This is a genomic window from Azospirillum cavernae, assembly GCF_003590795.1.
GTDB classification, from domain to species: Bacteria; Pseudomonadota; Alphaproteobacteria; order Azospirillales; family Azospirillaceae; genus Azospirillum; species Azospirillum cavernae.
Genome location: NZ_QYUL01000002.1, coordinates 883189 through 909445, shown reverse-complemented (window position 1 = coordinate 909445; position 26257 = coordinate 883189). Strand labels below are relative to the sequence as shown.

Below are 26257 nucleotides of genomic sequence, written 5' to 3'. Positions count from 1 at the left end.
TGCTGTGGAGCAAGCTTACATGACCACCGGGTCCCCTTCCAACGCGCTGTTGTCTCTGACCACAGAGATCGTTGCGGCGCATGTCTCCAACAATACAGTGGCTCTGAGCGATCTTCCGACCTTGATCGAACAGGTCTACAAGTCGCTGGCCAACGTCGGCAACGAGCCGGTGGTGACGGAAGAGCGCCCGCAGCCCGCCGTTCCCATCAAGAAGTCGGTGACGCCCGATTACATCGTGTGTCTGGAAGACGGCAAGAAGCTGAAAATGCTCAAGCGCCATCTGAAGACCGCCTACAACATGTCGCCGGAAGAATACCGCGACCGCTGGGGTTTGCCGGCCGATTACCCGATGGTCGCGCCGAACTACGCCCGCCAGCGCAGCTCGCTGGCCAAGCAGATCGGTTTGGGCACGCGCGCCCGTCGCGGCGCGGTCTGAGCCTGTCCCACTGGGACCTGATGGGCCTCGACGGTCACATCGACGCTGCCGTTTTGGACAATGTCGGTTGACCGTCGCCCGTCGCTCTGTGTTATGCCTTGCGATGCGTGCGCGCTCTGCCCCTCGCATCCGGTCTCTTGCTCCCGGTGACGGTGGGTTGCGGCGCGCGGCATCGTCGCGAACCACGGCAGCGAACCCTCGATATGGCTGATACGAGCGTGGACCAGGGCGAGTCGTCCGAGCTTCGGATGGGATCCCTGGAAGTGCGGCTGGCCGAGACCGCCGCTGAGATCGACTGGGCGCAGGCGCTGCGTTACCGGGTCTTTTACGATGAAATGGCGGCCATCCCGACGGACGCGATGAAGGCGCAGTTGCGCGACTTCGACGCTTTCGACGCGCTGTGCGACCATTTGCTGGTGATCGACCACGCGCGCGGCAACGGCCCCGACATGGTGGTCGGCACCTACCGGCTGATCCGCCGCCCCGTCGCCGAAAAGGCCGGTTGCTTCTATTCCAGCGACGAATACGACATCAGCCCGCTGCTCAACTACCCCGGCGAAGTCCTGGAGTTGGGGCGCTCCTGCGTGGACGCCGGATACCGCACGCGCGGCAGCATGCAATTGCTGTGGCGCGGCATCGCCGCCTATGTGTTCCAGCACAACATCGCCCTGATGTTCGGCTGCGCCAGCCTGCCCGGCACCGACCCCGCCGCGCTGGCCGAGCCGCTGGCCTATCTCCATCACCATCATCTGGCCCCGCCGGAGCTTCGCGCCACCGCGCTGCCCGACCGTTACGTCTCGATGAATTTGATGGAGAAGGATCAGATCGACCCGCGCCGCGCCCTGAACGTGCTGCCGCCGCTCATCAAGGGTTATCTGCGGCTGGGTGGTTTCATCGGCGACGGGGTGGTGATCGACCACCAGTTCAACACCACCGACGTCTGCATCGTGGTGAAGACCGACCTCATCACCGACAAATATTTCAAACATTACGAGCGTCGCAGCCGCGACAGCCAACCCGGCTGACAGGAACCATGACGGACACCGCACGCGCGTTGGGATCGGTCGGGCGCGGCGCGCTCCGTCTGACGGTTTATCTTTTGTGGACGCTGTTGCTGATTCCGGTTCAGGCGTTGGCGGTGGCCCTGCGCTGGCCGTTGCGCCATCGCCTGCCGGTCTTCTACCACCGCCAATGCGCCCGTCTGCTGGGTCTGGATCTGGTGGTGCGCGGCCAACAGGCGGCGGGAGCGGCGGCAGGGCCGGTGCTGTTCGTCTCCAACCATTCCTCCTACCTCGACATCACCGTGCTGGGCGCGCTGATCCCCGGCTCCTTCATCGCCAAGACCGAGGTGGCGGGCTGGCCCTTTTTCGGGCTGCTGGCCAAGCTGCAACGCACCGTCTTCGTCGAGCGCAAGGCGCGGTCGGAGGTTGGCAAGCAGCGCGACGACATCGGCGCCCGCCTGGACGCGGGCGACAGCCTGATCCTGTTCCCCGAAGGCACGTCGAGCGACGGCAACCGCACCCTGCCCTTCAAGACCGCCTTGTTCGCCGTCGCCGCCCGCCGGATCGGCGACCGGCCCTTGACCGTGCAGCCGGTCAGCGTCACGCCGACGCGGCTGGACGGCATCCCGATGGGCATCGCCTTCCGCCCCTTTTACGCTTGGTACGGCGACATGGACCTCGCCCCGCACCTGTGGCAGGTCTTCCAGTTGGGCGGCATGACGGTGGAAATAGACTTTCACCCGCCCGTCACCATCGACGACTTCTCCAGCCGCAAGGCGCTGGCCGAGCATTGCCAACGGGTGATCTCCGAAGGCGTCGCCCGCGCCGTGTCGGGCCGCCCGGCCCCCACCGCCGCCGCCGCCGCAACCACCCCGGCCCCCGTCGCGCCCTGAATGTGCGGCGGCGATTGTGCGGCGGCGATTGTGCGGCGGCGTTGCGTTTCCGTTGCAGGAACGCTTGAATCCGGCGCGACGCTCGCCTATAAACACCGGGCGCGCGGGTGTAGCTCAATGGTAGAGCAGAAGCTTCCCAAGCTTACGACGAGGGTTCGATTCCCTTCACCCGCTCCAACGCGCGCACCGCTGCAAAATCAGTCGTTTGTCCCGCAGTGAAGAGTGCCGCGACCGTCCCGAAATCGTCCGAATCACGCTGTTTGTCACAGTTTTGGCACAGTGTCGGCGATTGGGTGACGCCAAACATCAAAAAGCATTGTGGGCGTTGGCGGCTCCCCGTCCAATGGGCGGGTTGAAAACTCTTTCGCACAGACGTTGGCGCGACAGGGCGCCAGCCGAGACGGGGGACTGCCGCGATGCCGTCGCTTCTGCTTTCGACGATCCCAAGACCCGTTCAAAATCGAAACGGAACCTGGGAGTATTCGCGCCAAACGGGCAGCGACATCGTCGAGTTTGGAACGGTGCGCGGCTGCGATGTGGCCTTGCCGCCCCACTTTCATGACGACGATCAGGTGACGTTCGTCTTGTCGGGACGCCGCCGCTTTGTCATCCGCGATGAGGTGGTCACGCTGTCTTCCGGTCAGGGCGCGCGCATCCCTGCGGGAACGCCCCACCGCTCGCTGTCCGAACCGTACGACGTCGCTTGCGTCAATCTGTATCTGCCGCCGGGCGCGCACGCCGCGCCGGATTTGATGGACAGCATGGCTCGTCATTGGCGCGGCAAGGGGCGTTTCGACTGGCGCGATCTGAGAGCCATGGTCGAAGACCATCGGTGTGTTGCGGCGCGCAGCCCGCGCCCGACGACCGAACGCACAACGACCGAACGGCTGGGCGGCGAGGCCTGGGAAAGCGTCCGGCAAGCGGCGCAACGGGTCGGCCTGAGCCGCGAGGGCTACACCCGTCGCTTCAAACGGGATTGCGGCCTGCCGCCGCACGCCTTCTGGCTGTTGGAGAAACTGAACGACGCGCGTCGGCTGCTCCGGGCGGGGGACTCCATCGCCGGGGTCGCCGCCGAAACCGGCTTCGCCGACCAAAGCCATCTGGGCCGCTGCTTTCGACGCGCCTTCGGCGTGACCCCGGGGCGGTATCGGGCGGGGTAGGTCACATCCGTTCCAGACCGCCATCGCCCAAGCTTGCTATCCATCCGCCCAGAAGCGCCGCAGGGAATGGTTCCGCTGCGAATCGGCGCGTAGCTGGGGAGATCGCGGCATGACGTCCGCTGTGTCGGTGTTTTCCTATCTTTTGGTGGTCGGCGCCGGGGCGAGCGTCGCGTTGCAACAGGTCTTGAACGCAAATCTGCGCACGGAACTGGGGTCGCCCTGGTGGGCGGGCTTCGTGAGTTATTGCGTCGGCATGCTGGCGATGTTGGCGGTGGCGCTGACCGCCCCAGGGCCGCCATTGTCCATCCCGCTCGTGGGATCCACGTCCTGGCCGTCCTGGAGCGGGGGGCTTTTCGGCGCGCTGTTCATCAGCGTCGCCATTCTGATGGTCCCTCGCCTTGGTCCGGCGACGGTTCTCGCCTTGATCGTCGTCGGCCAGATGGTCGGCTCGCTCGCCTTCGAGCATTTCGGCCTGTTCGGGCTTTCCCACCACCCGTTGAGCCTCACCCGGTTGGTCGGCGCCGCGTCTCTGATTGTGGGCGTCGTGCTGATCCGTTTGTAGCGGCGGACGCCGACGTTCACCGGGTGGCGCGCAGCCGTTCCTGCGTGAGTTCCAGGTAGCGTCGGGACAGATCGACGCCGACCGACTTCCGACCCAGCAAGCGCGCGGCGACCAGGGTGGTGCCGGTTCCGCAGAAGGGATCCAGGACGATTCCGCCCGGCGGGCAGGTCGCCAGCAGCGGGAGGCGGCACAGGTCGATGGGGTAGGCGGCGAAATGCGCCGCGCGGCCCTGCGTGTCCTCGGGGATGATGTCCCAAACGTCGCCCGGCTTGCTGCCTTTTGGGTGGTATTTGAGGAGGTAGAATCCTTTGTCGAGCAGTTCCTTGGCGCGGCCGGAGAGCTTGACGTTGTCGGAGTGGGTTGTCCGCTGCTGCCCACGGATGACCATGCGGAAATCGGACAGCCGCCCTTCCGCCACATCGGTCAAGATTGTCTCCAGGGCCGCAAAGGCCGCCTCTTTTTCCAAGGGCTGAAGCGATGTCGACAGTTCGATCTGTCTTTTGTAGCGAACCCCGGACACGCCCGTGGCCGACACCACCGCGCCGTTGACGATCTTGGCCGTGCGCGGTTTCGAGCGGATGGCGTCGGCGTCGTAGTAATAGCCCTTTGGCTGTTTGACGAAGTGGAACAGGCTTTCGTGCAGGTTGGCCAGACGGTCCTTGCTGGTGTCCATCCCGCCCTTCAGCTTGTTCCACACCACCTCGTTGCGCAGAATCCAGCCTTGATGGTCGATCAAGGTGAAGGCGACGCGCCACGGCACGCCGACCAGCCCCTTGCCCTGGTAGCTGTCGCCCAAATTAAGCCAGAAGGATCCCTCGGGCTTGAGCGCCCGTTTCACCTCGGCGATGATCGCGGCCAGCGCCGTCACATACTCCCGATGATCGGCCTCCAGCCCCAGGCCGCCCGCCTCATACTCCCGCTTGCCCCAATAGGGCGGCGAGGTCATGACGCAATCGAGGCAATCGTCGGGCAGCGCCCGCAGCACCTCCTTGGCGTCGCCCAGCAGCAGCAGGGGCGACAGCGTCTGACCCGCTTTGTAGTCCATGAAAGCTTGGTCGTGATCCTGTTCGACGATGGCGTTCGGATCCACCTGAAGGCTGAACGGAGGAAGGATCTCCTTAGGCGCTTCTTTAGCCCTTGATCCCCTCATTCATCGCTCGCTTCGCCAATGGGCGGTTAGGATAGCGTCATCGGACGGCGACCGCCATCTTGGACGCTCCGAGCGGCGTCGCGCCGCCAAGGCGCCTGGCGTAGGCTGACTGTCGTGAAATAGGATATTTTTCTTTTTCTATTGAGGTTTAAATTCCTTAAATTTACATTCTCCCCGTTCTCACCAAACGACGGAGCACTCACATGGATGTCTTCAACGTCAAATCCTATGGCGCCACGGGAAATGGTTCGACCGATGACACCGGCGCTGTGAACGCGGCGCGGAACGCGCTGGTGGCCGCTGGCGGCGGCGTTCTGTATTTTCCGGCGGGCATCTACATCCTGAGCCAGAGCATCACGATCGACATGACCGGCCAAAAGGCGGTGTCGATCAAAGGCGATGGCATGGAGGTTTCTGAAATCCGTTTCACCGACGTGGACGGTTTCAAGGCGACCGCCGGGGCTGGCAATTACTGGCTGCGCGCTGGCGGTCAGCAATTCGCCGCGTTTCATGCGTCCGATCTGACCTTGTCCACCACATCGACCAGCAACACCCGGCATGCCCTGTGGTTCGACGGCGGCAGTCTTGTCGGACGACCGATGCCGTCGCCGACCATTTCCCGAGTCGCCTTCCGTGGCGCCACCACGATGGAGGAGGGGTGGTGGACCGGCCTTGTCATCCAGGACGCGTCGAACAGTCACGTCACAGATTGCGAGTTCATTGTCTGCGGGGAGGGTAAATTCAAAGGTCGATCCATCGTCTATTGGACCAGCGCCAGTGGGAAAGACGCCACGGACCACACCATCACAGCCTGCAATTTTGTCTATGGCCATACGGCTGTGTTGGCGACGCAGTACTGCGAAGGCATCTACATGACAAATTGTTCAATTGTTGGTGTGAAATATGGGGTCTATTGGGATTGCGGTGAAAATGGCGCCGAAAGCCTGTTGGCCATGAACAACTGCCACATCAACGCCGCCGTCCGCAACATCCTCACCCGGGGCGTTTATGACAGCAGCATCTCGAACTCTCTGTTCTACAACTTCAACAGCACAGCCGGGAACAGCAATGGTTCGGAGGATTGGATCGCCATCGACATGAACCGCACCGGCTCAACCACCATCACCGGAAACATCATTCGTGGTTGCGGGTCTGCGGCCACCTCGTCGTATGAAAATGGCATCGTCATTCAAAACGCGAACAACGCGGATCGCGGCATGACGATTCTTGGAAACACCGTGGAAAAAATCAAGAACACCGGAATTTGGCTTCAGAACAACACCAGCAAAATCGTCCTAGGCCCAAATGCCTATGCGCAGTGCGCTTCCCCCTTCATCAACAGCGGAACCGGCAATCGCGTCTTGGATTGACCCACGCTGTGGTGACGCTGGGCGTCCACACCTCAGCGTCGCCACGCATCGGCCCCATGGCAAGACTGTGTGTGGGATGGGCGGCGGTCCAATCAAGGACCGCCGCCGCGATCAGGCGGCGCGGATTTTAGCCACGAAGGCCTGGACTTCATTGCGCAGATGGACCGACTGCTCGGTCAAGCTGCGCGACGCGTCCAGGACATTTTGCGCCATCCGCCCGGTTTCGCCCGACGCCATCGTGACGCCGCCAATGTTGGTGGTGACGTCGCGGGTGCCGTCGGCGGCCTGACGGATGTTTTCGGAAATTTCGGCGGTCACGGCGCCTTGCCGCTCCGCCGTGCTGGTGACGGCCAAAATATTGTCGTTGACGGTGGTTATCATCCGCGCGATCTCGCGGATCGCCTCCACCGCCGCGCCGGTGACTTCCTGCATCTGCTGGATCTGCACGCGGATGTCGTCGGTCGCCTTGGCGGTCTGGTTGGCCAGATTCTTGACCTCCGACGCCACGACGACGAAGCCCTTGCCCGCTTCGCCCGCCCGCGCCGCCTCGATGGTGGCGTTCAGCGCCAGCAAATTGGTTTGGCTGGCGATCTGCTGAATGAAGCCGGTGACGTCGCCGATCCGCTGGGCGGCGGCGACCAGCCCCTCCACCGTTTCGTTGGTGCGGTCGATGTGGCCGACCGCCGCCCGAGCGGTGTCGGCGGACAGGGTGATTTGCCGGGTGATCTCGTTGATGGAGAAAACCAGCTCGTCCGCCGCCCCCGCCACCGTCTGCACGTTGGTCGTCGCCTGTTCCGAGGCGGCGGCCACGGCGATGCTCTGGCGGCTGGTTTCCTCGGCGATGCCGGTCAGGGAGACCGCGCTCTCCTCCAGCTCGCCGGCGCCCGACGACACCGCCCCGGCGATGCCCGACAGCGCCGCTTCAAAGCTGTCGGCCAACCGCCCCATCTCCTCGGCGCGGACGGCCACGGCGCGCTCTTCCTGATCGCGCCGCTCCTTTTCCATCTCGGCGACGCGGACGATGTTTTTCTGGAAGATCTGAAGCGCCCGATTGACCTGCCCGATCTCGTCCTTGCGCTCCACCCCGCTGATCGCGAAGGCGTATTCGCCGCCCGCCAGCCGCCCGATGACGGCGACGGTGCGAGCCAAAGGCCGCCCGATCACCATCATGCCGACCAGGCTGAGGATCGAGGCGAGAATGACCAGCGTCACCACGCTGCCCGCCAACGTCCAGTTCTGGATCATCCGGGCGGGTTCGTTGACCTTGTCCAACGGAATGGTGGTCAGCATCCCCCACGGGGTGCCGGTGGCGCCGATGGTGATCGGAATCAGGAAATTCTGCACCGGCCCGCCGATCACCGGATCCTGGGTGATGAAGTCGCTGCGCCGCCCCTCCTTCACCGCGTCAAGGATGCCCGCCAATTCCGGGTCGGACGCCGTCACCGGCTTGCCCAGCGCGTCGGGCTGGTGATAGGCCGCCCAGCTCCCCTGGTACGAAACAAGGCTGATTCGTCCGGTTTCAAAGGGGCGCACCCGCCCCAAGGATTCGGAAAAGCGGTCGAGCGGCAGGCTGAGGCCGACCACGCCGATGACCCGGCGGTCCACGATCACCGGGGCGACCAGGGAGACCATCTGCACCTTGCGGCTGCCGACCATGTACTCATAGGGTTCGGTGACGACGGGTTTGCGCAAATCCTTGGGCCGGAAATAGAAAGCCGAACCCGGATCCCCCGCCTTCGGCTCGTCGAAGGCGCGGACGTCGAGTTGGCCGTTTTCGCGGAACCATTGGGCCAGGAAGCGGCCCTTGCCGTTGCAGCCGATGTCGTCCAGATGGTCGGCGTCGGGATCGATGGCGTTCGGTTCGAACCCGGCCCACAGGCTGAACAGGTCGGGATCGCTTTCGAACATCGCCCGCATGACTTCGTTGTAGGCGGTGCGGTCCGTCACCCAACTGCGGCGCATCATGCCAAAGGCGTTGGCCAGAGCCTCCACCGTCGCCATCGCGCGGTTCAAATCCCCCTGCACCCCGGCGGCGTGGTGTTCCCCCACCTCGCTGCTGTGCTTGAGCGCGAGATCGCCGATGACGCCGCTGTTGACGGTCGACAGCGCGGCCACGCCACCGGCGAAAATGATCGCGAGCATGACCACGACCCACAGAATGAGCTTGCCGGTCAGGCTTCTCGCGCCGTTTGCAATTCGGCTCATCATCACATTGGATTCCACATGTTCCTCAGCCCCCGGATGCGGAGCGCCCGGTCACGCCGGGCGCCCCGCCGTCGCTTGGATCAGGGGCGCTGCATGACGCATTTGGCCTGGACCGGATAAACCACCGCGTCCGGGGCGATGACCTTGACCGGCTTGAAACCGATGTCGGTGCCGTCCACCGGGTATTTCACGCCCTTTTCAACGCGCGACACCACGATGGGCAGCAAGGCCTGATGGTCCTCTTTGCGCATGGCGATGGGGCCGATGTCCGTCTGGATCGTGGTGTTTTCCAGCGCCAGGGCGATGTCGTTGCCCTTGATCGCCCCGCCGCTGGGCTTGATCGTTTCCAGCGCCTTGACCAGCCCCTTCAGGGCGTTGACCGCGTTCGGCTCGACATAAACCGGCAGATGCCCCGTCACCTTCAGGTAATCCTGGGCGAAGGCTCCATCGGTCAGTTCGATGTTGAAGGGGTGGGCGACGTAATGGCCCAACGCCCCCTCGCCCGCGTTGCTGATGTTGCCGACCTGATCGAGGAAGGTGGTGCCGAACCGGACCTTCAACCCGGCGTCGCCCGCCGCCTTCATCAGCAGCAGCAGGTCGTTCGACCAATTGCCGGTCAGCACGGTGTCGGGATTCGCGGCCTTGATTTTGGCGATGAAGGGCGAGAAATCCTGAATGCGGGCGACGTCGTGCAGGACGCTTTCCACCACCTCATACCCGCCCGGCGCGGCGTTGGCCTTGATGCTGGCCTCGACGTCCTGGCCCCAGGAATAGTTCTGGTTGATCGAATAGACGCGCTTGCCCAGCACCCCTTCCTGCTTCATCACGCTGACCAGCGCGCCGATGCGCATCGGCGCGGTCGCGGTGTAGCGGAAGGCGTGGAAGTGGCATTTCTCGCCGGTCAGCTCCATCGCCTCGGCGCCGACGTTGAAGTAGATGACCTCCTTGCCGGGGTTCTTCTTGTTGTACTCCCGGATGTCGTCGGACAATTGCGCGGCGATCAGGGAGGAGGATCCCTGAATCACGATGTTCGCGCCCTCGGCGGCGGCTTGCAGGAATTTTTCCGACGCGCCCGACGGTTTGCCGCCCGAATTGTATTCGGTGAGGATAACCTTCTCGCCGTTGAAGCCGCCCTTGGCGTTCAGCGCGTCCAGCACATAATGCGCGGCGATCAGATAGGGGCGCCCGGTGGACGCCTGCATGCCCGACAGGCTTTCGATCACCGCCACCCGCAGCGGGTCGGCCAGCGCCGCCGAAGGCAGAGCGACAGAAGACAGAGCGGCGAGCGAGGCCACGCCGACGGCGAGCGAGAGAGGGACGCTCTTCAGGGAGGCGGTTTGGAACGGAATGCGCATCGAATCGTCCTTGGTGGGTGGGTTCCCCCGTTGGGTCCGTCGCGCAAGCCGCTGGAACGGTCGATCCGATGTGAAACATCGCCGATCCCCAGAACAGCCACGCCGAACGGTTGAACGGTGGGGTGATGATCGCGAAAGGAGTCGTGAGGCCGACGACGCCCGCGCGCGCCCAGCCCGGCGTCGAACAACGTTCGAGGGGCGGGGCGTCGCAGGACGGCGCGTCAGACGCACAATCTCCATGGCCGGTGGGTGAAACTTGATCGTACGCTTACGAAGAGATGCATACTCCAATATAGTCAACACGCATAAGAGATCGCGTTGTATTGAATTGTTATTATCCGTATGTTGAGTTCGATTTTATGCAATCTTTTGTCGTTCCGCAACCGAGAATCCGAAAATTCTGATGTTTCAACAGCGCAACATTGCGATGATTTGTTTCAAAAAAATGACCGTCCCTCAGCTCCAGAACAGCCTCCGCATTGAACCGTCGGGCTTGGCGCGGGGCGGGACTTCCCCTATCTACAGGCGATGACACGCCCCATCCCCCACACGGTCCCGCCCTCGGTCGCAGACCTGGAGCGCATGGCCGAAGCCGCCCTCGACACCATCCCGGCGGAACTGCTGGCCCCAATCAGCAACCTCGTGATCCATGTCGAGGATTTCCCCGACGAGGAGACGGAGCAGGAGATGGAGCTGGAAAGCCCCTTCGACCTGCTAGGGCTGTATCGCGGGGTGGATCTGACCCGGCAGAGCGTCGCCGACGTACGCGGCGGGCCGGACATGATCTTTCTCTACCGCCGCCCGATCCTTGATTACTGGTGCGAGACGGGGGAGGATTTGGCGGCCATCGTCCGCCATGTGCTGATCCACGAGATCGGCCACCATTTCGGCCATTCCGACGAGGACATGGAGCGGATCGAAGCGATGGAGTGAGGGGCGGTCAACCAGCCCCCTCCAGCACCGCCGCCACCCGCGCGCGCAGGACGGGGACCAGTTCGGCCTCGAACCACGGGTTTTTCGCCAGCCAACCGCTGTTGCGCCAACTCGGGTGCGGCAGGGGCAAAAACTCCGGGCCATAGTCGCGCCACGCCGCCACCGTGTCGGTCATCGTCGCCTTGCGCCGGGCGCCCAGATAGCGCGCCTGGGCGTATTGCCCGACCAGCAGCGTCAACCGAACCCCGGTCAAGGCCGCCAACAGCGGCGGGTGCCACAGCGGCGCGCATTCCGGGCGCGGCGGATAGTCGCCGCCTTTGGGAGAGGTTCCGGGATAGCAAAGCCCCATCGGCACGATGGCGATCCGCGATTCGTCGTAAAAACCCTCGCGCCCCAGCGCCAGCCACGCGCGCAGCCGGTCGCCCGACGGGTCGTTCCACGGAATCCCGCTGGCGTGAACCCGCGCGCCCGGCGCTTGCCCGACGATCAGCAGCCGGGCCGACGCCGCGCCGCGCAGCACCGGGCGGCAACCATGCGGCAACGCCCCGGCGCAACGCGCGCAGGCGCGGACCTCGGCGAACAGGGCGGCCAAATCACTCATGACGCGCCGCTCACCCGAAAGTTTCTCAAAGCGCCAGCAATTCGGCGACGAAGGCGGGGACCAGCGCGGTCGCCGGGCCGTGGATCGCCGCGTCGAAACGGCTGACGCCCTCCGACGGCTCCAAATTCAGCTCCACCGTGTGGGCGCCGCCCGCCCGCGCCTCGGCCACGAAACCGGCGGCGGGGTAGACGTGGCCCGAGGTGCCGATCGACAGGAACAGGTCGCAATCCTCCAGCGCCGCCTGGATGCGGTCCATATGGTGGGGCATTTCGCCGAACCACACGACGTCGGGCCGCATCCCGCCCTTGCGCCCGCAGCTCAGGCACAGATCATGGACCGACAGATCGTCGCGGCAGTCGGACACCGTCCCGCAACGCAGACACACCGCCTTCAAAAGCTCGCCATGCATGTGCAGCGGCGCCGTGGATCCGGCGCGCTCGTGCAGATCGTCGATGTTCTGCGTCACCAGCAGGAGATTGCCGCGCCAACCCCGCTCCAACGCCGCCAAGGCCGCGTGCGCCGCGTTGGGCTGGATCGCCGGATCCAGCAGGCCGCGACGGCGGTCGTTGTAAAAACGGTGGACCAGATCGGGATCGCGGGCGAAGCCCTGCGGCGTCGCCACATCCTCCAGATCAACCTTCGACCAGATGCCCCCGGCGCAGCGGAAGGTGTCCAGCCCGGATTCCTGGGAAATCCCGGCCCCAGTCAGAATGACGATGGAATCGGTCGGGTTCAGGCGCACGGAATCCAGCGCGGGCATCAGTCTTCATCCTTGTGTTGAACCGTGGCTTCTTGACCCGTCGGCGCGTCGGCAGCCGCGACCGCCAAGCGTCGGGCCTTCAACCGCGCCCCGACGGCGGCGATCGCGGTGATGGCGGGAACGAGTTCCCGCCCCAGATCGGACAGCGCGTATTCGACCGACGGGGGAGAGGTGGCGGCCACCGTGCGCCGTATCACGCCTTTTTCCTCCAAATCCTTCAACCGGGCGCTCAGCATCTTGGCGGAAATCCCCGGCATGTCGATCCGCAACTCGCCAAAGCGCCGGGGGCCGCCGCTGAGATGCCAGATCACGTTGGGGGTCCAGGCTCCGCCCAACAGGCCCATGCATTCGCCCACCTCGCAGGTCGGCGGCAGACGCTCGGCTCGGCTTTTCCGCACTTTCAAGACCATAAACACCGCCATGTCAGGAGGATGCGAACATTCCGGTTACGGCCCGGTTACTGGGAAAGAAGATAACGGAAAGTTACCAGATATACAAAGGTAACTCCTCTGGTTAACGTCGGCGCGTCATCCCAACACGCACCGGAGATCATCCCATGAAGCTCTATTACGCCCCCGGAGCCTGCTCGCTGTCGCCCCACATCTGCCTGCGCGAGGCGGGGGCCGCCTTCACCCTGGAGCGGGTCGACACCGCGACCCACCGCACGGAGACCGGCGTCGATTATTACAGCGTCAACCCCAAAGGCTATGTCCCGGCCCTGCGGCTCGACGATGGCGACCTGCTGACCGAAGGCGTCGCCATCGTCCAGTTCATCGCTGACCAGCATCCCGATTCCGGGTTGGCTCCGGCCAACGGCACGCGCGCCCGCGTCCGCTTGCAAGAGCTGCTGAACTACCTGTCCTCCGAACTTCACAAGGCGTTCGTTCCGCTGTTCACCCCGTCAAGCACGGCGGAGGCGAAAGAGGCGGCGCGGGCGAAGGTTGGCGTCCGCCTGGATTTTCTGGAAGGCGCGCTGGCCGATGGCCGCCCGCATCTGCTGGGCGACGGCTTTTCGGCGGCCGACGCTTACTTTTTCGTCATGACGACCTGGACCGGCCCGACCGGCGTTGACCTGAAGCGTTGGCCGAAGCTGTCGGCCTTGGCGGCGCGGGTGGCGGAGCGGCCCGCCGTTCAGGCGGCGCTGCGGGCCGAAGGGTTGGCGGCGTGAGCGCGGCGGCGTTTGCGGGCGACCCGCGTTTTGGCGCGGTGATCGCCCTGCTGGGGCAGTATTTCGACGGTCTGCACCACAGCGACACCCAGCGGCTGCGCGCCGTGTTCCATCCCCAGGCGATCTACGCCACCGCCAGCGACGGCGTTTTGCTGCACCGGACGATGGAGGAGTATTTCCCCGTCGTCGATCAACGCCCGTCGCCCGCCAGCCGGAACGAGGAGCGGGCCGACCGAATTTTGGCGATCGAGTTCGCCGGACCCGTCACCGGCTTCGCCCGCGTCGCTTGCGCCATCGGGCCAAAGCGCTTCACCGATCTGCTGACCCTCGTCTTCCTCGACGGGCGTTGGCAAATCATCGCCAAAATTTTCCACAGCGAGCCGGTCGACGCCCCGTCGATTGGATGAGGACACGCCGCCATGCCCTATGTGAACATCAAGATCACCCGTGAAGACGCCACGCCCGATCAAAAGGCCGCGCTGATCCGGGGCGTCACCGATCTGCTGGTCGAGGTTCTGAACAAGGATCCGGCGACCACCTTCGTCGTCATCGACGAGGTGGCGCTTGAGGATTGGGGCGTCGGCGGTCTGCCCGTCGCCGAATTCCGTCGCCAGCGCCTGTCCGCCGACCGCCTCACGGAAAGCTGACGTCGCCGCAGAGCCGCGCTCGCGTCTCTGGGAAACCGGAGACGCCGGGCGTGGCCTGCCTGTCGCCAAACGCCCACGACGCCAAGCCTTGCTGTGTCGAGCGGATTCGCCCGTCAAACCGATTCCGCTTTTGCGCGATCCGCTTTAGCCTTGCGCCCTGGTTCGACAGGCGGAGGCCGTTGGCGATGGTGAAGGTTCTGTTCGTCTGCACCGGCAACATCTGCCGTTCGCCCACCGCCGAGGGGGTGTTCCGCCATCGGGTCGTCCAAGCCGGGTTGGACGGGCGGATCGGCGTCGATTCCGCCGGAACCCACGGCTACCACATCGGCGAGCCGCCCGACCCGCGCAGCCAGCAGGCCGCCAAGGCGCGCGGCGTCGATCTGTCGGGCTTGCGCGCCCGCAAGGTGACGCCGGAGGATTTTTACGAGTTCGACCACATCCTGGCGATGGACGACGGCCATCTGGCGCATCTGCGGCGCATGGCCCCGGCGGACGCCCGGGCGGCGGTCACGCTGTTTCTGGACGACGCGCCGGACGTCGGCGTCCGCGAGACGCCCGACCCCTATTACGGGGACGCGCGCGGATTCGAGCGGGTTTTCGACCTGTGCGAACAGGGGGCCGCCGGGCTGCTGGCCCGCGTTCGCCCGGATCGGTAACTTTCATTGATCGGCTGGGACCGATAGCGTCTCGCCGCCGCCCCCGCCAATGGTTTATAAAGAAAGGATTCAGCCCCCGGAGCCTTCGACGATCATGCCCACCGCCAACGGCGTTCTCGACGGGATAGCCCTCTTCGATTCCTTCACGCGCGACGAACGCGCGGCGGTCGAAGCCCAGGGCCGGGTGTTCGACGCCCCCCAAGGCCACGCGCTGATGAGCGAGGGGACGGAGGCGCAATCCCTCTATGTCCTGCTGTCGGGAACCGTCCGCGTGGTGCGCAACGACGGCATGGGCGGTCAGGTGGAGGTCGGATTCCGGCAGGCTGGGGAGTGTTTCGGCGAAATGGCCCTGGTCGATGGCGGCACGCGCTCGGCCTCGATCATCGCCGCCACGCCGGTGACGGTGTTCGAGTTGGAACGGGATCTGTTCCTGTCCCTGATTTCGCCCTCGCCCGATCTGTTGGCCAAGCTGCTGCGCGAATTGAGCCGGATGATCCGCGACGTGTCGGAGCGGGTGGTGCGCGAGGATCTGGAGCGCCGCGCCCGCATCGCCGAATCCGCGCTGGCCCGCCACCGCGCCATCACCCAGGCCGTCACCGGGCTGGCGCATGAACTGAACACCCCCTTGGGCGTCTGCGTCACCGCCGCCAGCCATCTTCAGGATTTGGCCGGTCAGGGAATCGAGGATGTGCAGGAACCGGCGGCGCTGCTGCAATCGAACCTCGCCCGCGCCGTCGATCTGGTGGAGGCCTTCACCGCGATCGCCGCCTGCCAGCACACCGGGCCGTTGGAGGCGCTGGACGCCCGCGAGGTCGCCGAACAGGCCGTCGCCCTCTACGCCGCGCAGCATCCACAGACCGCGCCGTCGGTTCAAATCACCCCCGGCCCGCCCTGCCCCTGGCTTGGCCACGCCGCGCATCTGGAACGCGTGCTGCACCTTCTGCTCGACAATGTCCGCGCCCACGCCTACCCCGCCGACGCGACGGCAACAGCGGCGGCGGACGCGTCGATCACGCTCGCCCCCGCCCTGCTGGACGGCAAGGCGGCTTGGCGCCTGATCCTGCGCGACGAGGGGGTTGGCGTCGCCGCGCCGCATCTGCCGGTGCTGACCGACGCCTTTTTCACCACCGCGCGCGGGCGCGGCCACAAGGGGCTGGGTCTGGCCGTGGTGTTCAACACCGTCACCGGCCCGATGGGTGGCCGCCTGTCCATCGACAGCCGCCCCGGCGCCGGAACCAGCGTGACTCTCGTCATCCCGCAGGAGGTGTAAGACGGGCGGGGCGATGGGGGCGCAAGGCCGCTGAAACGCAAAAAGCGCCCAAAAGGGCGCTGCGTTCCGAACCAGACATGTTCTGAGGGAAAATTGGTGGAGCCGAGGAGGATCGAACTCCCGACCTACGCATTGCGAACGCGTCGCTCTCCCAGCTGAGCTACGGCCCCACACACGGCACGAACGCTGTCTTGCGTCCGGCGTGGCGCGGTTATTGTCCATTCCGGGGGGGGCTGTCAAGCGATTGATTCAAGAAAAATGTCGCGCCCTGGCGGCGGCCTATGACCAATCGCGTTCGTCCAGGCCCGGCGTGGGCATGGCGCTGGACAGCTTTGCGCCCCGTGGTTAGGGTGCGGCCAAACGTTGGCGCCCGCGTTGGGACCGCCGCCCGAAAAACCGATACGGAGCAGGCCGGGCATGATCGCGCTGTATGTGCTCATCAACACCATCCTCGACCTCTTCTTCTGGGTCCTGATCCTCTCGGCGGTGCTGAGCTGGCTGGTGACGTTCAACGTCATCAACACCCGCAACCGCGCGGTCTACGTCATCGGCGATTTCCTCTACCGCGTGACCGAGCCGGTGCTGCGCCCGATCCGCAACGTTCTGCCCAACATGGGCGGGTTGGATCTGTCGCCCATCGTCGTTCTGCTGGGGATTTCCTTCGTTCAGAACCTGATGGCGCAATACTGGCCGCGCTTCTGATGGCTGGCCCGCTGGAGCCGGTGGCCGACGGCCTGCGTTTGACCTTGCGGGTGACGCCCAAAGCGTCCCGCAACGCCATCGTCGGGCTGGTTGACGTCGCCGACGGCGGGCGCGTTTTGAAGGTGACGGTCACGACCGTGCCGGAAAACGGCAAGGCGAACGAGGCGGTCGTCAAGCTGCTGGCCAAGGCGTGGAAACTGCCGAAAACCAGCCTGACGGTGGTGGCCGGGGCGACCGACCGCAACAAGATCATCCATGTGGCCGGCGATCCGGCGGCGTTGACGCCCCGCCTGACGGCCTTGATTGACAGCGTTTCAGAGTGAGTGTGGAGGCGACCATGGCGGACGCAAAGATCATCGACGGCAAGGCTTTCGCGGCCGGTCTCAGGGCGCGGGTGGCCGACGGCGTCGCCGCGCTGAAGGCCAGCCACGGCGTCACCCCCGGTCTGGCCGTGGTGCTGGTCGGCGAGGATCCCGCCAGCCAGGTCTATGTGAAGTCCAAGGAACGGGCGCTGGTCGAGCTGGGGATGAACTCCTTCGACCATCACGAAGCCGCCGACATGGCCGAAGCCGACCTGCTGGCCCTGATCGACCGGCTGAACGCCGATCCGGCGGTGCATGGGATTCTGGTGCAACTGCCGCTGCCCAAGCACATCGACACGCAAAAGATTCTGGCCCGCATCGCCCCGGAAAAGGACGCCGACGGCTTCCACGTCGTCAACGCCGGTCTGCTCGCCACCGGGCAGCCGGGGGCCATCGTGCCCTGCACGCCGCTGGGCAGCCTGCTGCTGATCCGCGACACGCTGGGCCACGACCTGAAGGGCAAGCGGGCGCTGGTGCTGGGCCGGTCCAACATCGTCGGCAAGCCGATGGCGCATCTGCTGCTTCAGGCCGACTGCACGGTCACTCTGGCCCATTCGCGCACCGTCGATCTGGCCGAGGAATGCCGCCGCGCCGACATTCTGGTCGCCGCCGTCGGGCGGCCCGAAATGGTGCGCGGCGATTGGATCAAGCCGGGCGCCACCGTCATCGACGTCGGCATCAACCGGGTTCCCGCCGCCGATCCCGCCGCCGGGCCGGGCAAGACCCGGCTGGTCGGCGACGTCGCTTTCGCCGAAGCGGTGAAGGTCGCGGGCGCCATCACCCCGGTGCCGGGCGGCGTCGGGCCGATGACCATCGCCTGCCTGATGCTGAACACGCTGGCCGCCGCCTGCCGCGCGGCGGGCGCCCCAATCCCCGCCGAGGCGGCGCTGTGATAACCGTCCACGCCCGCGTCGAGGGCCGCGTCGTCCGCCAGCCTTTGGCGCTGGACGAACCGCTGCCCCCCGACGCGGTGTGGATCGACCTGCTGCGCCCGGACGAGGCGGAGCGCGCCCATGTCGGCGCGCTGACCGGCTGCGACCTGCCGACCCGCGCCGAGATGAAAGAGATCGAGGCGTCGAGCCAGCTCTACACCGAGGGCGAGGGCGTCTACATGACCTCCTCGATCATCTCGCGCGCCACCTCGCCGCACCCCGAACAGGGCGAGTTGACCTTCGTCCTGACGCCGCGCCACCTCATCACCCTGCGCTACACCGAACCGCTGCCGGTCATCACCTTCGCCGCCCGCTGCGTGCGCCAGCCCGAATTGCTGACCACCGGCGAAACCGCGCTGTTCGGCCTGCTCGACGCCGTGATCGACCGGGTGGCCGACGTGCTGGAGCTGGTCGGCGGGCGCATCGACGAATTGTCGGCCCGGATTTTCGACGATTCTCTGGACAGCGGCGGCTTCGGCAAGGCGGCCAAGAAGCCCGACGAGTTGCAGGACGTGCTGCGCGGCATCGGGCGGGCGGGCGATCTGACCCACAAGGTGCGCGACAGTCTGGCCGGTCTGGACCGTCTGGTGGTGTTTTTGACCTCGGTCAGCGGCGGGCGTTTGACCAAAGAGCAGAAAACCGCGCTGAAAACGATGACCCGCGATTTGCGTTCGCTGAACGAGCACGCCGGGTTTCTGGCGCATGAGGCGAATTTCCTGCTCGACGCCACGCTGGGCCTCATCAACATCGAACAGAACGCCATCATCAAGATTTTCTCGGTCGTCGCCGTGGCCCTGATGCCGCCGACGCTGATCGCGTCGGCCTATGGCATGAATTTCAAACACATGCCGGAATTGAATTGGGACTATGGCTATCCCATGGCCATTCTGCTGATGGTTCTGTCGGCGGTGGTGCCGCTTTGGTATTTCCGGCGGCGCGGCTGGCTGTGACGGGATTTCGCCGACTCTGAAAAGGAAACCGCCGATGATCGTCCTGTCCGATTCCGCGCTCGACGCGCTGCTGGCCCAGGATGTTCCTTACGGCGACCTCACCACCGACTCCCTGGGAATCGCCGATCAACCCGCCCGGATGAGTTTCGCCGCGCGCGCCGCCATGGTGCTGGCGGGGAGCGAGGAAGCCGCCCGTCTGGTGGAAAAGGCGGGCGGGCGGGTGACGCGGGTCAGCCCCAGCGGAACCCGTCTGGAGGCTGGGGCTGTCTTTCTGGAGGCCGACGGCCCCGCCGGCGCCTTGCACCGGGCGTGGAAGGTGGCGCAGACGCTGACCGAATACGCGTCGGGCATCGCCAGCCGCGCCCGGCGGATCGTGGACGCCGCCCCCGGCGTGACCGTGGCCTGCACCCGCAAGAATTTCCCCGGCGCCAAGGATCTCAGCGTCAAGGCGGTGATCGCCGGGGGCGCGGTGATGCACCGGCTGGGCCTGTCGGAAACCCTGCTGGTCTTCCCCGAACACCGCGCCTTCCTGCCCGGCCCGCCCGAGGATTGGATCGCCGCCCTGCGCCGCAAGGCCCCGGAAAAGAAGATCGTGGTGGAGGCCGGATCGGTCGAGGAGGCCGTCGCGCTGGCCAAGGCCGGGGCCGACGTCATCCAGTTGGAAAAGCTGCCGCCCGAGGCCGCCGCCGCCGTGATCGCCGCCACCCGCGCCTTGACCCCTCCGCCGATGGTCGCCCCGGCGGGCGGCGTCACCGAAGCCAACGCCGCCGCCTACGCCGCCGCCGGATGCCGCTTGCTGGTGACGTCCGCCCCCTTCTTCGGCCCGCCCGCCGACGTCAAGGTGACGCTGCGCCCGGCGTGAGGCTTTGCCCCCTCCCAGGGCAACGAAGCTAGGCTAACCTAACGTTACTGACGTGGAAGACAAATTTGAAACACGGATGAACACGAATACCCACGGATGAACACGGATAAAAAAATTTACTTGATCCGTGTTCATCCGTGAGCCGACGCAGTCGGCATCCGTGTTTATCCGTGTTGGATATCATTTTGCGGTCTTGAGATGCTGCCACACTAACCTTATTTCGCCGCCCTGCGCCGCCCCCCAAACCCTAACGCGGATCCACAACCCACCAGCTTTCGATCAATGGGCCGTAGAGCGGGGTGACGGCGGGGCGGCGCAGGCGGGACCAATGGGCCAGACGGTCCACCGGGCTGTAAAACAGCGGGACCATATAGTGCCCCCACAGCAGCACCCGGTCGAGCGCCCGCGCCCGCGCCACCAAATCGGCGCGCGTCGTCGCTTCGGCGATGGAATGGGCGATGGAATCCACCACCGGATCGCGGATGCCCGCCAGATTGCGGCTGCCCTCCTGCTCCGCCGCATCGGATCCGTAATAATAAAGCTGCTCGTTGCCCGGCGACAGGCTGGACGCCCACCAGCGCATCACCATGTCGAAATCGAAACGGTCCAACCGGGCCTGAAATTGGGCGCTGTCCACCGCGCGGACGCGGGCGGCGATTCCCAACCCGTCGAGCGAGCGGGCGAACTCCAGCGCCACCCGCTCCTCCGCCGGATCGGCCAACAGAATTTCAAAGGCGAAGGGCCGGCCCGCCGCGTCGGTTAAACGGCCGTCGCGGATCGTCCATCCGGCCTCGGCCAGCAGGCCCAGCGCGGCGCGCCGGTTGGCCCGCCCGCCCGCCGGGCCGTTGCCGTCGGTCACGGGCAAGGCGAAGGGCTGGGTGAAGAGGGCGGGCGGCAGCCGGTCGCGGAAGGGGGCCAGCGCGGCCAACTCCGCCCCCTGCGGCAGCCCTTGGGCGGCCAGTTCGGAATTGGGGTAATAGCTGGCGGTGCGGGTCAGCGCGCCGTGGAACAGGGTTCGCCCGATCCAGACGAAATCGGTGGCCATGCCCAGAGCCTGCCGCACCCGGACGTCGGCGAACAGCGGGCGGCGGGTGTTGAAGATCAGGCCGCGCGCCGCGTCGGGGCGCTGGTGCGCCAACTCCTCCCGCTCGATCCGTCCGTCGCGCAGGGCCGGGCTGTCATAGCCGGTCGCCCATTTCGCCGGGTCGCTTTCGCGGCGCACGTCGCCGTCCCCGGCCTTGAACGCCTCCAACGCCACCGAATCGTCGCGGTAATAGACGAAATCCAGCCGATCCGCGTTGAATAGGCCCCGGCGAATCGGCAAATCCCGGCCCCAATAATCGGGAACGCGCTCGTACGTGACTCGGCGGCCCGCGTCGACGCTCGCCACCCGGTAGGGGCCGCTGCCCAGGATCGGCTCCAAAGTCGTGCGGTCGAACGGTTTGTCGGCCCACCACGCCTTGCTGTGGATCGGCATCAGCCCCATCAGCAGCGGCATTTCCCGGTCGATCCCGCCATCCGCGTTGGGCGCGAAGGCGAAGCGAACACTGCGCGGGTCCAACGCCTCGGCCTTGGTCACTTTGGCGTAGAACAGCCGCCGGTTGGGCGTGCCGTGGACGCGCTGGGTCTCCAGCGAAAACAAGACGTCGTCCGCCGTCACCGGGGATCCGTCGTGCCAGCGCGCTGCTGAGTTGATGTGGAAGGTCACGGCGGAACGGTCCGCCGCCACCGCCAGCCGATCCGCCAGCAGGCCATAGAGCGAAAAGGGTTCGTCCCACGAGCGGGTCAGCAGCGTCTCGAACGTGTATCCCAACCCTTGGGCCGGAACGCCCTTGACGATGTGCGGGTTCAGCGTGTCGAAACTGCCGGTCACGGCCTGCCGAATGGTCCCGCCCTTGGGCGCGTCAGGGTTGACGTAGGGCAGCGCGGAGAAATCCGGCGGCAGCCGCAAATCGCCGTGCATGGCGACGCCGTGGGTCGCCGTATCGGGCGGAGCCGGAAGGGTCTGCGCCTGGGCCATTGGACCGACCAGCAGGGCCAGCGCGATGAGGAGGGGGCGAATCATGCCGACAGGGTTGCCCCTTTGCCGCACCCGCGCAAGAGTGCCTTGGCCTTGGGCGCGCTTGCGCCTAAACTCCGCCCCCGGCGGCGTCGGTGCAGCATCGGCGCCCAATAAAAACGTGCCCTGTTACGCCAGTCGAAGGACGAGAGAAGATGGATCTGAGCAAGGTTGCCGTGGGCAAGAACCCGCCCTGGGATGTCAACGTCGTCATCGAAATTCCCGTCGGCGGTGATCCGGTGAAGTACGAGGTCGACAAGGAATCGGGCGCGATGTTCGTCGACCGTTTCCTGCACACCGCGATGTATTACCCCTGCAACTACGGCTTCATCCCGCACACCCTGTCGGGCGACGGCGATCCCGTGGACGTCTGCGTCGTTGGCCGCGTTCCGGTCATCCCCGGCGCGATCCTGCGTTCGCGCCCCATCGGCGTCCTGTACATGGAAGACGAGGGCGGCGAGGACGAGAAGCTGTTGGCCGTTCCGGTCGACAAGCTGCACCCATTCTACACCGACGTGAAGAACTACACCGACCTGCCGTCGATCCTCACCGAGCAGATCGCCCACTTCTTCGAGCATTACAAGGATCTCGAAAAGAACAAGTGGGTGAAGATTCTGGGCTGGGGCGACGCCGAAGCCGCCGCCAAGAAGATCGAAGATGGCTTGGCCCGCGCCGCCGAAGCCAACAAGGGCAAGCCGGGCGTCATCGTTTGATCCTGGCCATGTGATGGAACAGGGGGCCACAACTCGTGGCCCCCGGTTCTCCGCGTCAGAGTTTTAGAGTTTTCCGTCCGCGACCTCGCGGTCGAAACGCCGGAAGGCGTCTTCCAGCCTCCATTGCAGCCGCGCCTTTTCGCTGCGGTCCAACAGCGTCTGGCACGCCGCCGACGCGCTTTCCCCGACCACGCAGCCGTTCGCCGTCCACAGGCTGTCGCCGGGCAGGAAGCTGTGCTCCAGGCTGGCGCGGGCCAAACGCACCAGATCGCCATAGCCCAGACCGAACTCGGTCACGCCGCGTTCCAGCTCGTTGGTCAGGTCGATGCGGCTCACGCCCTCGTCGTCGGTTGAGATCACCGTCGGCACGCCCGCCGCGCGGTAGATCGGGAAGGGGTGGTTCTTGCCCACCACGCCCAGAATCACGTCGTTGCTGGTCAGGTTGATTTCCACCGCCACCTTGCGCGCCGCCATCTGGCGCAGCAGGCCCTGCGGGTCATCCTCAAACATCAGATCGACGCCATGGCCAATGCGTTTGGCCCCGGCGACCTCGACCGCCTTGCGGATGTGGTTGCGCAGCTCTTCCGGCGGCACCAGACCCAGCGTCAGCTCGCCCGCGTGCAGGGCGACGTTGGTGTCGGGGAAGCGGCGGCGCGTTTCGGCGATCATCCGCATGTGCAGGTCGTAATCGGCCAGCGCCACCGGGTTGTCCTCCGGCGCGACGAAATTCAGGCCGACGACGCGCGGCTCCTGCGCCGCCAGCATGGCGTTGAACAGGGTGACGGCGAAGGCCGGGCTTGGCGCCTGCGTGCGGGACACCTGCTGGAGGTAGCGCACCGACACGCCGCAGCCGGGTTTGGCCGCCGACGTGCCGCAGCCCAGCAGCGCGCGCATCCGCGCTTCCGCCGCGTCGATGTCCTTTTTCGCCTGCGGAATCAGGGCGGGCAGACCGGCGGCGGTCAGCCTTTCGGCCATCTGGGGCAGGTCGCCGGTCCAGGGCGTCGCCTTACCGATGTTGGCGGCGGCCCAGGTCTGGAAGGAGACCATCAGTTCGACATGCTGTTCGCCCTGGCGTCCGGCGCGGTCCACCACCTCGGCCAACAGATCGCCGGTCGAGCCGGTCGCCGGGCTGAAACGCCCGAAGGTGGCGAAAAACTGATCGTGCAGGCTGTAGCCGGAGATCGGCAGCGCGTCGCGGGTGGACAGCGCGTCCAGCGCGACGGGGTAGAGAACGCTGTCGGCGATGACCACGCTGGCCGCCGGCTGCGGGCTGTCCTTGGTCGTGCCGCAGGGCTTGTTCGTGGTCGGGGCGACCAGCGCCTTGGCGGCGCGGTCAAAGCACAGATTCGCCGCCTGGGCCAACCGCAGATAGGTTTCCGCATAGACCGCCCCGGTCAGGTGGCTGTGCAGATCGGCCCCCTTGGGCATCCGGTACAGGAAGGCGCGCAGCTCCGGCGGGCTGTTGCGCACCGCCTCGAACCGCCGGGCCGCCGCCGAGTCGGCGGCGACGGCGGGCTGAGCGTCGCCGACAGCGCCGGTGGTGGGGCCGGTGGTGGGGCCGGGCGCCATCGTGGCGCAACCAGCCAACAGCAACGCCGCCAGCGCCGGAGCGGCCAGCGTCGAAAACACGCGTGTCATGGGTTTGTCCTCCCGCAATCATCCATTGCGCGAATCCTGACCCACATAATCGCCCTGACGCAATCGGCGACCGCGAATCGACGGCAATTGTGCAAAATACCAAGGGCTTGACGGTTGCGGCGGGTTGCATCGAAACACTGTAGCGACCACGCGTTTCCCGCTATGGTGCCGTCATCTTTTCGTGTTCCCGACGACCGGAGCCGCCGCGATGACCGACACGCCCGCCCCCACCCTGCTCGACGCGGCCCGCCTGTTTCGGGCCAACGACCTGCCGGGCGCCGAGGCGATGTGCCGCGCGCTGCTCGCCATCGACCCGCACAACGCGCAAGCCGTGCATCTGCTGGGGCTGGTCGCCGCCCACACTGGCCACCCGGACGACGCGCTGGTCCTGTTTGGCGAGGCCATCGCCGAGTTGGACAGCGACGCCTCGTTCCACAACAGCCGGGGCAGCCTGCTGTTTCAGCTTGGCCGGACGGCGGAAGCCGAGGAATCCTTTCGCGCCGGGTTGGCGGTCAACGCCAAACACCCGGAACTGCATGGCAATCTTGGCAACGCGCTGAAAGTCCTGGGGCGGCTGGAGGAGGCGGTGGAGAGTTTCCGCGCCGCGCTGGCGCTGAAGGACAACGCCCCGGAAATGCATCATTTCCTGGCCATCGCCCTGCGCGAACTGGGCCAGTTGGAGGCGGCGGAGGAGCATTTCGGCAAGGCGCTGGAACTCGCCCCCGATTATCTGGACGTGCATTACAGCCTGGCCGAACTGCTCTCCACCCAAGGGCGGCTGGAAAAGGCCGAAGCCTCCTTCCGCACCGTGCTGGCCGCCGCGCCGCGCTTCGTCCCGGCCCAGGTCGGTCTGGCCCACGCGCTGCAAAGCCTGGATCGCGCGTCGGAGGCCATCGACGCCATCGAGGCGGCGCGGGAACAGGCCCCCGATCATCCGATGATCCAGTTCACCCGCCGCCTGATCTATTCGAGCGCGGTGCCGGGCTGGCATCTGCCGATGATCAATGATTTTGAGCGCAACGACGCCTACAAACAATCGCTGGAACGCGCGGTGAAGCCCGACTCGCTGGTGTTGGAGATCGGCACCGGATCGGGCATCGTCGCCATGATGGCCGCCCGCGCCGGGGCCAAACAGGTCGTCACCTGCGAGGTCAACCCGATCCTGGCCCGCGTCGCCAAGGAAACCGTCGCCAACAACGGCTACGCCGACCGCGTCACCGTGGTGCCCCTCCTGTCCACGCAATTGACGGTGGGCGAGGGCGGCGATTTGCCGGAAAAGGCCGACGTCTTCGTGTCGGAACTCATCAACATCGGCATGCTGGCCCCGCGCATGCTGTCGGTGCTGCAACACGCCCGCACCCATCTGGTGAAGCCGGGCGGGGCCATCATCCCGCGCGCCTCCACCGTTTACGCCATGCTGATCGAAACGCCGGAGTTGGCCCGCATCAACCCGGTGAACCGGATCGACGGTTTCGACATGTCCAGCTTCGACGTCTTCCGCTCCCCCGGCTATCAACAGCTTGATCTGGCCGCCGACGCGCACAGCGCGCTGTCGGACTCCTTCACCGCGCTGGATTTCGACTTCACCCGCAACATGCCCGAAGAGGGCGAGCGGGAGATCGAAGTCACGGTGACGAAGGAGGGAACCTGCCACGGCGTCGCCTTCTGGTTCGACCTCGTCATGGACGAGGAGGTGGTCTACAAATCGGAAAGCCTGGCGCGGACCAACCACTGGAAACAGGCGATGACCTTCCTGGAATCGCCGATCAAGGTCCGCCCCGGCGACCGTCTGACCGTGATCGCCCGTTACGACAACAACCAGATTTCGTTCGGCATCGGGGGCTGAGCACGGCGGGCGCCGAACCCCCGCAC

General features: G+C 65.8%; 27 protein-coding genes and 2 tRNA genes. 20 read left to right on the top strand and 9 right to left on the bottom strand.

Annotated elements, in window-relative coordinates; all coding sequences use genetic code 11:
• The first annotated feature begins 19 nt into the window (after positions 1–19).
• The 6 genes from D3877_RS15565 (at position 20) to D3877_RS15540 (ending at position 4052) form a co-directional block, all read left to right on the top strand.
• A complete protein-coding gene (locus D3877_RS15565; protein WP_119831654.1) occupies positions 20–436 on the top strand; it encodes a Ros/MucR family transcriptional regulator in 417 nt (138 codons plus the stop codon).
• Positions 437–639: 203 nt separating this feature from the next.
• Positions 640–1461: a GNAT family N-acetyltransferase gene (locus D3877_RS15560; RefSeq protein ID WP_119831653.1), complete on the top strand. Its 822-nt coding sequence runs from the start codon at positions 640–642 to the stop codon at positions 1459–1461.
• 8 nt (positions 1462–1469) lie between these two features.
• Positions 1470–2330, top strand: a complete 861-nt coding sequence (locus D3877_RS15555) for a lysophospholipid acyltransferase family protein (RefSeq protein ID WP_119831652.1) — start codon at positions 1470–1472, stop codon at positions 2328–2330.
• Between the two features lie 103 nt (positions 2331–2433).
• A tRNA-Gly gene (locus D3877_RS15550) sits at positions 2434–2507 on the top strand.
• A 239-nt stretch (positions 2508–2746) separates the two neighbouring features.
• Positions 2747–3490 (top strand): helix-turn-helix domain-containing protein, encoded by a 744-nt coding sequence (locus tag D3877_RS15545; RefSeq protein WP_119831651.1) that lies wholly within the window; start codon positions 2747–2749, stop codon positions 3488–3490.
• Between the two features lie 109 nt (positions 3491–3599).
• The gene (locus D3877_RS15540; RefSeq protein WP_119831650.1) at positions 3600–4052 is read left to right on the top strand and encodes a DMT family transporter; all 453 of its coding nucleotides are present in this window, start codon (positions 3600–3602) and stop codon (positions 4050–4052) included.
• A 16-nt stretch (positions 4053–4068) separates the two neighbouring features.
• On the opposite strand, the gene D3877_RS15535 is transcribed toward D3877_RS15540, so the two are convergent.
• Positions 4069–5097: a DNA-methyltransferase gene (locus D3877_RS15535; RefSeq protein ID WP_199720818.1), complete on the bottom strand. Its 1029-nt coding sequence runs from the start codon at positions 5095–5097 to the stop codon at positions 4069–4071.
• Positions 5098–5405: 308 nt separating this feature from the next.
• Here D3877_RS15535 and D3877_RS15530 point away from each other — a divergent pair, with 308 nt between their 5' ends.
• Positions 5406–6572 carry a right-handed parallel beta-helix repeat-containing protein gene (locus D3877_RS15530; RefSeq protein ID WP_119831648.1) on the top strand — a complete coding sequence of 389 codons (1167 nt, stop codon included), beginning with the start codon at positions 5406–5408 and terminating at the stop codon, positions 6570–6572.
• Between the two features lie 111 nt (positions 6573–6683).
• Here the strand turns inward: D3877_RS15530 and D3877_RS15525 are convergent, their stop codons facing one another.
• Both D3877_RS15525 and D3877_RS15520 read right to left on the bottom strand, forming a co-directional pair.
• Positions 6684–8714 carry a methyl-accepting chemotaxis protein gene (locus tag D3877_RS15525; protein ID WP_158599925.1) on the bottom strand — a complete coding sequence of 677 codons (2031 nt, stop codon included), beginning with the start codon at positions 8712–8714 and terminating at the stop codon, positions 6684–6686.
• Between the two features lie 143 nt (positions 8715–8857).
• Entirely contained in the window at positions 8858–10132 is a 1275-nt protein-coding gene (locus D3877_RS15520) for a branched-chain amino acid ABC transporter substrate-binding protein (RefSeq protein WP_119831646.1), read from the bottom strand.
• Between the two features lie 582 nt (positions 10133–10714).
• On the opposite strand from D3877_RS15520, the gene D3877_RS15515 reads away from it, so the two are divergent.
• On the top strand, positions 10715–11065 hold the full coding sequence (locus tag D3877_RS15515; RefSeq protein WP_119831645.1) for a metallopeptidase family protein: 351 nt from the start codon (positions 10715–10717) through the stop codon (positions 11063–11065).
• Between the two features lie 7 nt (positions 11066–11072).
• Here D3877_RS15515 and D3877_RS15510 read toward each other — a convergent pair whose 3' ends face one another.
• From D3877_RS15510 to D3877_RS15500, 3 genes are read right to left on the bottom strand one after another with little or no spacing between them, the layout of a single operon-like run.
• Positions 11073–11666, bottom strand: a complete 594-nt coding sequence (locus D3877_RS15510; RefSeq protein WP_119831644.1) for a uracil-DNA glycosylase family protein — start codon at positions 11664–11666, stop codon at positions 11073–11075.
• Between the two features lie 25 nt (positions 11667–11691).
• Entirely contained in the window at positions 11692–12426 is a 735-nt protein-coding gene (cobB, locus tag D3877_RS15505; protein ID WP_119831643.1) for a Sir2 family NAD+-dependent deacetylase, read from the bottom strand.
• Complete coding sequence (locus tag D3877_RS15500; protein WP_238474907.1) at positions 12426–12824, bottom strand: winged helix-turn-helix transcriptional regulator; 399 nt, start codon at positions 12822–12824, stop codon at positions 12426–12428. The genes cobB and D3877_RS15500 overlap by 1 nt, the downstream gene beginning before the upstream one ends.
• Positions 12825–12982: 158 nt before the next feature.
• Here D3877_RS15500 and gstA point away from each other — a divergent pair, with 158 nt between their 5' ends.
• The 5 genes from gstA to D3877_RS15475 all read left to right on the top strand — a co-directional run bounded on the left by gstA (position 12983) and on the right by D3877_RS15475 (position 16167).
• Positions 12983–13594 (top strand): glutathione transferase GstA, encoded by a 612-nt coding sequence (gene gstA / locus D3877_RS15495; protein WP_119831641.1) that lies wholly within the window; start codon positions 12983–12985, stop codon positions 13592–13594.
• Positions 13591–14001 (top strand): nuclear transport factor 2 family protein, encoded by a 411-nt coding sequence (locus D3877_RS15490; protein WP_119831640.1) that lies wholly within the window; start codon positions 13591–13593, stop codon positions 13999–14001. Before gstA ends, D3877_RS15490 begins: the two co-directional genes overlap by 4 nt.
• Before the next feature lie 12 nt (positions 14002–14013).
• The gene (locus D3877_RS15485; RefSeq protein WP_119831639.1) at positions 14014–14241 is read left to right on the top strand and encodes a tautomerase family protein; all 228 of its coding nucleotides are present in this window, start codon (positions 14014–14016) and stop codon (positions 14239–14241) included.
• Between the two features lie 185 nt (positions 14242–14426).
• Positions 14427–14897 (top strand): low molecular weight protein-tyrosine-phosphatase, encoded by a 471-nt coding sequence (locus D3877_RS15480; RefSeq protein ID WP_119831638.1) that lies wholly within the window; start codon positions 14427–14429, stop codon positions 14895–14897.
• Between the two features lie 94 nt (positions 14898–14991).
• Complete coding sequence (locus tag D3877_RS15475; RefSeq protein ID WP_238474906.1) at positions 14992–16167, top strand: sensor histidine kinase; 1176 nt, start codon at positions 14992–14994, stop codon at positions 16165–16167.
• A 94-nt stretch (positions 16168–16261) separates the two neighbouring features.
• On the opposite strand, the gene D3877_RS15470 is transcribed toward D3877_RS15475, so the two are convergent.
• Positions 16262–16337 (bottom strand) — tRNA-Ala (locus D3877_RS15470).
• A 247-nt stretch (positions 16338–16584) separates the two neighbouring features.
• Here D3877_RS15470 and D3877_RS15465 point away from each other — a divergent pair.
• From D3877_RS15465 to modD, 5 genes are read left to right on the top strand one after another with little or no spacing between them, the layout of a single operon-like run.
• Positions 16585–16869, top strand: coding sequence for a YggT family protein (locus tag D3877_RS15465; RefSeq protein ID WP_119831636.1), 285 nt, complete (start codon positions 16585–16587; stop codon positions 16867–16869).
• Entirely contained in the window at positions 16869–17192 is a 324-nt protein-coding gene (locus D3877_RS15460; protein ID WP_119831635.1) for a DUF167 family protein, read from the top strand. Before D3877_RS15465 ends, D3877_RS15460 begins: the two co-directional genes overlap by 1 nt.
• 14 nt (positions 17193–17206) lie before the next feature.
• Entirely contained in the window at positions 17207–18124 is a 918-nt protein-coding gene (gene folD, locus D3877_RS15455) for a bifunctional methylenetetrahydrofolate dehydrogenase/methenyltetrahydrofolate cyclohydrolase FolD (RefSeq protein WP_119832478.1), read from the top strand.
• A complete protein-coding gene (locus D3877_RS15450; protein WP_119831634.1) occupies positions 18121–19113 on the top strand; it encodes a magnesium transporter CorA family protein in 993 nt (330 codons plus the stop codon). Before folD ends, D3877_RS15450 begins: the two co-directional genes overlap by 4 nt.
• Positions 19114–19147: 34 nt before the next feature.
• Positions 19148–19975, top strand: a complete 828-nt coding sequence (gene modD / locus D3877_RS15445) for a ModD protein (RefSeq protein ID WP_119831633.1) — start codon at positions 19148–19150, stop codon at positions 19973–19975.
• Positions 19976–20222: 247 nt separating this feature from the next.
• On the opposite strand, the gene D3877_RS15440 is transcribed toward modD, so the two are convergent.
• Positions 20223–22040, bottom strand: a complete 1818-nt coding sequence (locus tag D3877_RS15440) for an extracellular solute-binding protein (protein WP_119831632.1) — start codon at positions 22038–22040, stop codon at positions 20223–20225.
• 149 nt (positions 22041–22189) lie between these two features.
• Between D3877_RS15440 and ppa the strand changes: the two genes are divergently transcribed.
• Positions 22190–22747 (top strand): inorganic diphosphatase, encoded by a 558-nt coding sequence (ppa, locus tag D3877_RS15435; protein WP_119831631.1) that lies wholly within the window; start codon positions 22190–22192, stop codon positions 22745–22747.
• A 63-nt stretch (positions 22748–22810) separates the two neighbouring features.
• On the opposite strand, the gene D3877_RS15430 is transcribed toward ppa, so the two are convergent.
• Positions 22811–24385 carry an adenosine deaminase family protein gene (locus D3877_RS15430; RefSeq protein WP_199720817.1) on the bottom strand — a complete coding sequence of 525 codons (1575 nt, stop codon included), beginning with the start codon at positions 24383–24385 and terminating at the stop codon, positions 22811–22813.
• 208 nt (positions 24386–24593) lie between these two features.
• On the opposite strand from D3877_RS15430, the gene D3877_RS15425 reads away from it, so the two are divergent.
• Positions 24594–26231: a tetratricopeptide repeat protein gene (locus tag D3877_RS15425; RefSeq protein WP_119831630.1), complete on the top strand. Its 1638-nt coding sequence runs from the start codon at positions 24594–24596 to the stop codon at positions 26229–26231.
• Positions 26232–26257 lie beyond the last annotated feature (26 nt).

Coding starts and splice junctions, on each gene's coding strand:
- D3877_RS15540 (WP_119831650.1), top strand. CDS start 3,600: ATGACGTCCGCTGTGTCGGTGTTTTCCTATCTTTTGGTGGTCGGCGCC.
- D3877_RS15510 (WP_119831644.1), bottom strand. CDS start 11,666: ATGAGTGATTTGGCCGCCCTGTTCGCCGAGGTCCGCGCCTGCGCGCGT.
- ppa (WP_119831631.1), top strand. CDS start 22,190: ATGGATCTGAGCAAGGTTGCCGTGGGCAAGAACCCGCCCTGGGATGTC.
- D3877_RS15485 (WP_119831639.1), top strand. CDS start 14,014: ATGCCCTATGTGAACATCAAGATCACCCGTGAAGACGCCACGCCCGAT.
- D3877_RS15430 (WP_199720817.1), bottom strand. CDS start 24,385: ATGACACGCGTGTTTTCGACGCTGGCCGCTCCGGCGCTGGCGGCGTTG.
- D3877_RS15475 (WP_238474906.1), top strand. CDS start 14,992: ATGCCCACCGCCAACGGCGTTCTCGACGGGATAGCCCTCTTCGATTCC.
- D3877_RS15535 (WP_199720818.1), bottom strand. CDS start 5,097: ATGGACTACAAAGCGGGTCAGACGCTGTCGCCCCTGCTGCTGCTGGGC.
- D3877_RS15560 (WP_119831653.1), top strand. CDS start 640: ATGGCTGATACGAGCGTGGACCAGGGCGAGTCGTCCGAGCTTCGGATG.
- D3877_RS15565 (WP_119831654.1), top strand. CDS start 20: ATGACCACCGGGTCCCCTTCCAACGCGCTGTTGTCTCTGACCACAGAG.
- D3877_RS15515 (WP_119831645.1), top strand. CDS start 10,715: ATGGCCGAAGCCGCCCTCGACACCATCCCGGCGGAACTGCTGGCCCCA.
- gstA (WP_119831641.1), top strand. CDS start 12,983: ATGAAGCTCTATTACGCCCCCGGAGCCTGCTCGCTGTCGCCCCACATC.
- D3877_RS15425 (WP_119831630.1), top strand. CDS start 24,594: ATGACCGACACGCCCGCCCCCACCCTGCTCGACGCGGCCCGCCTGTTT.
- D3877_RS15465 (WP_119831636.1), top strand. CDS start 16,585: ATGATCGCGCTGTATGTGCTCATCAACACCATCCTCGACCTCTTCTTC.
- D3877_RS15555 (WP_119831652.1), top strand. CDS start 1,470: ATGACGGACACCGCACGCGCGTTGGGATCGGTCGGGCGCGGCGCGCTC.
- D3877_RS15545 (WP_119831651.1), top strand. CDS start 2,747: ATGCCGTCGCTTCTGCTTTCGACGATCCCAAGACCCGTTCAAAATCGA.
- D3877_RS15525 (WP_158599925.1), bottom strand. CDS start 8,714: ATGCTCGCGATCATTTTCGCCGGTGGCGTGGCCGCGCTGTCGACCGTC.
- modD (WP_119831633.1), top strand. CDS start 19,148: ATGATCGTCCTGTCCGATTCCGCGCTCGACGCGCTGCTGGCCCAGGAT.
- D3877_RS15440 (WP_119831632.1), bottom strand. CDS start 22,040: ATGATTCGCCCCCTCCTCATCGCGCTGGCCCTGCTGGTCGGTCCAATG.
- D3877_RS15520 (WP_119831646.1), bottom strand. CDS start 10,132: ATGCGCATTCCGTTCCAAACCGCCTCCCTGAAGAGCGTCCCTCTCTCG.
- D3877_RS15530 (WP_119831648.1), top strand. CDS start 5,406: ATGGATGTCTTCAACGTCAAATCCTATGGCGCCACGGGAAATGGTTCG.
- cobB (WP_119831643.1), bottom strand. CDS start 12,426: ATGCCCGCGCTGGATTCCGTGCGCCTGAACCCGACCGATTCCATCGTC.
- D3877_RS15480 (WP_119831638.1), top strand. CDS start 14,427: ATGGTGAAGGTTCTGTTCGTCTGCACCGGCAACATCTGCCGTTCGCCC.
- folD (WP_119832478.1), top strand. CDS start 17,207: ATGGCGGACGCAAAGATCATCGACGGCAAGGCTTTCGCGGCCGGTCTC.
- D3877_RS15460 (WP_119831635.1), top strand. CDS start 16,869: ATGGCTGGCCCGCTGGAGCCGGTGGCCGACGGCCTGCGTTTGACCTTG.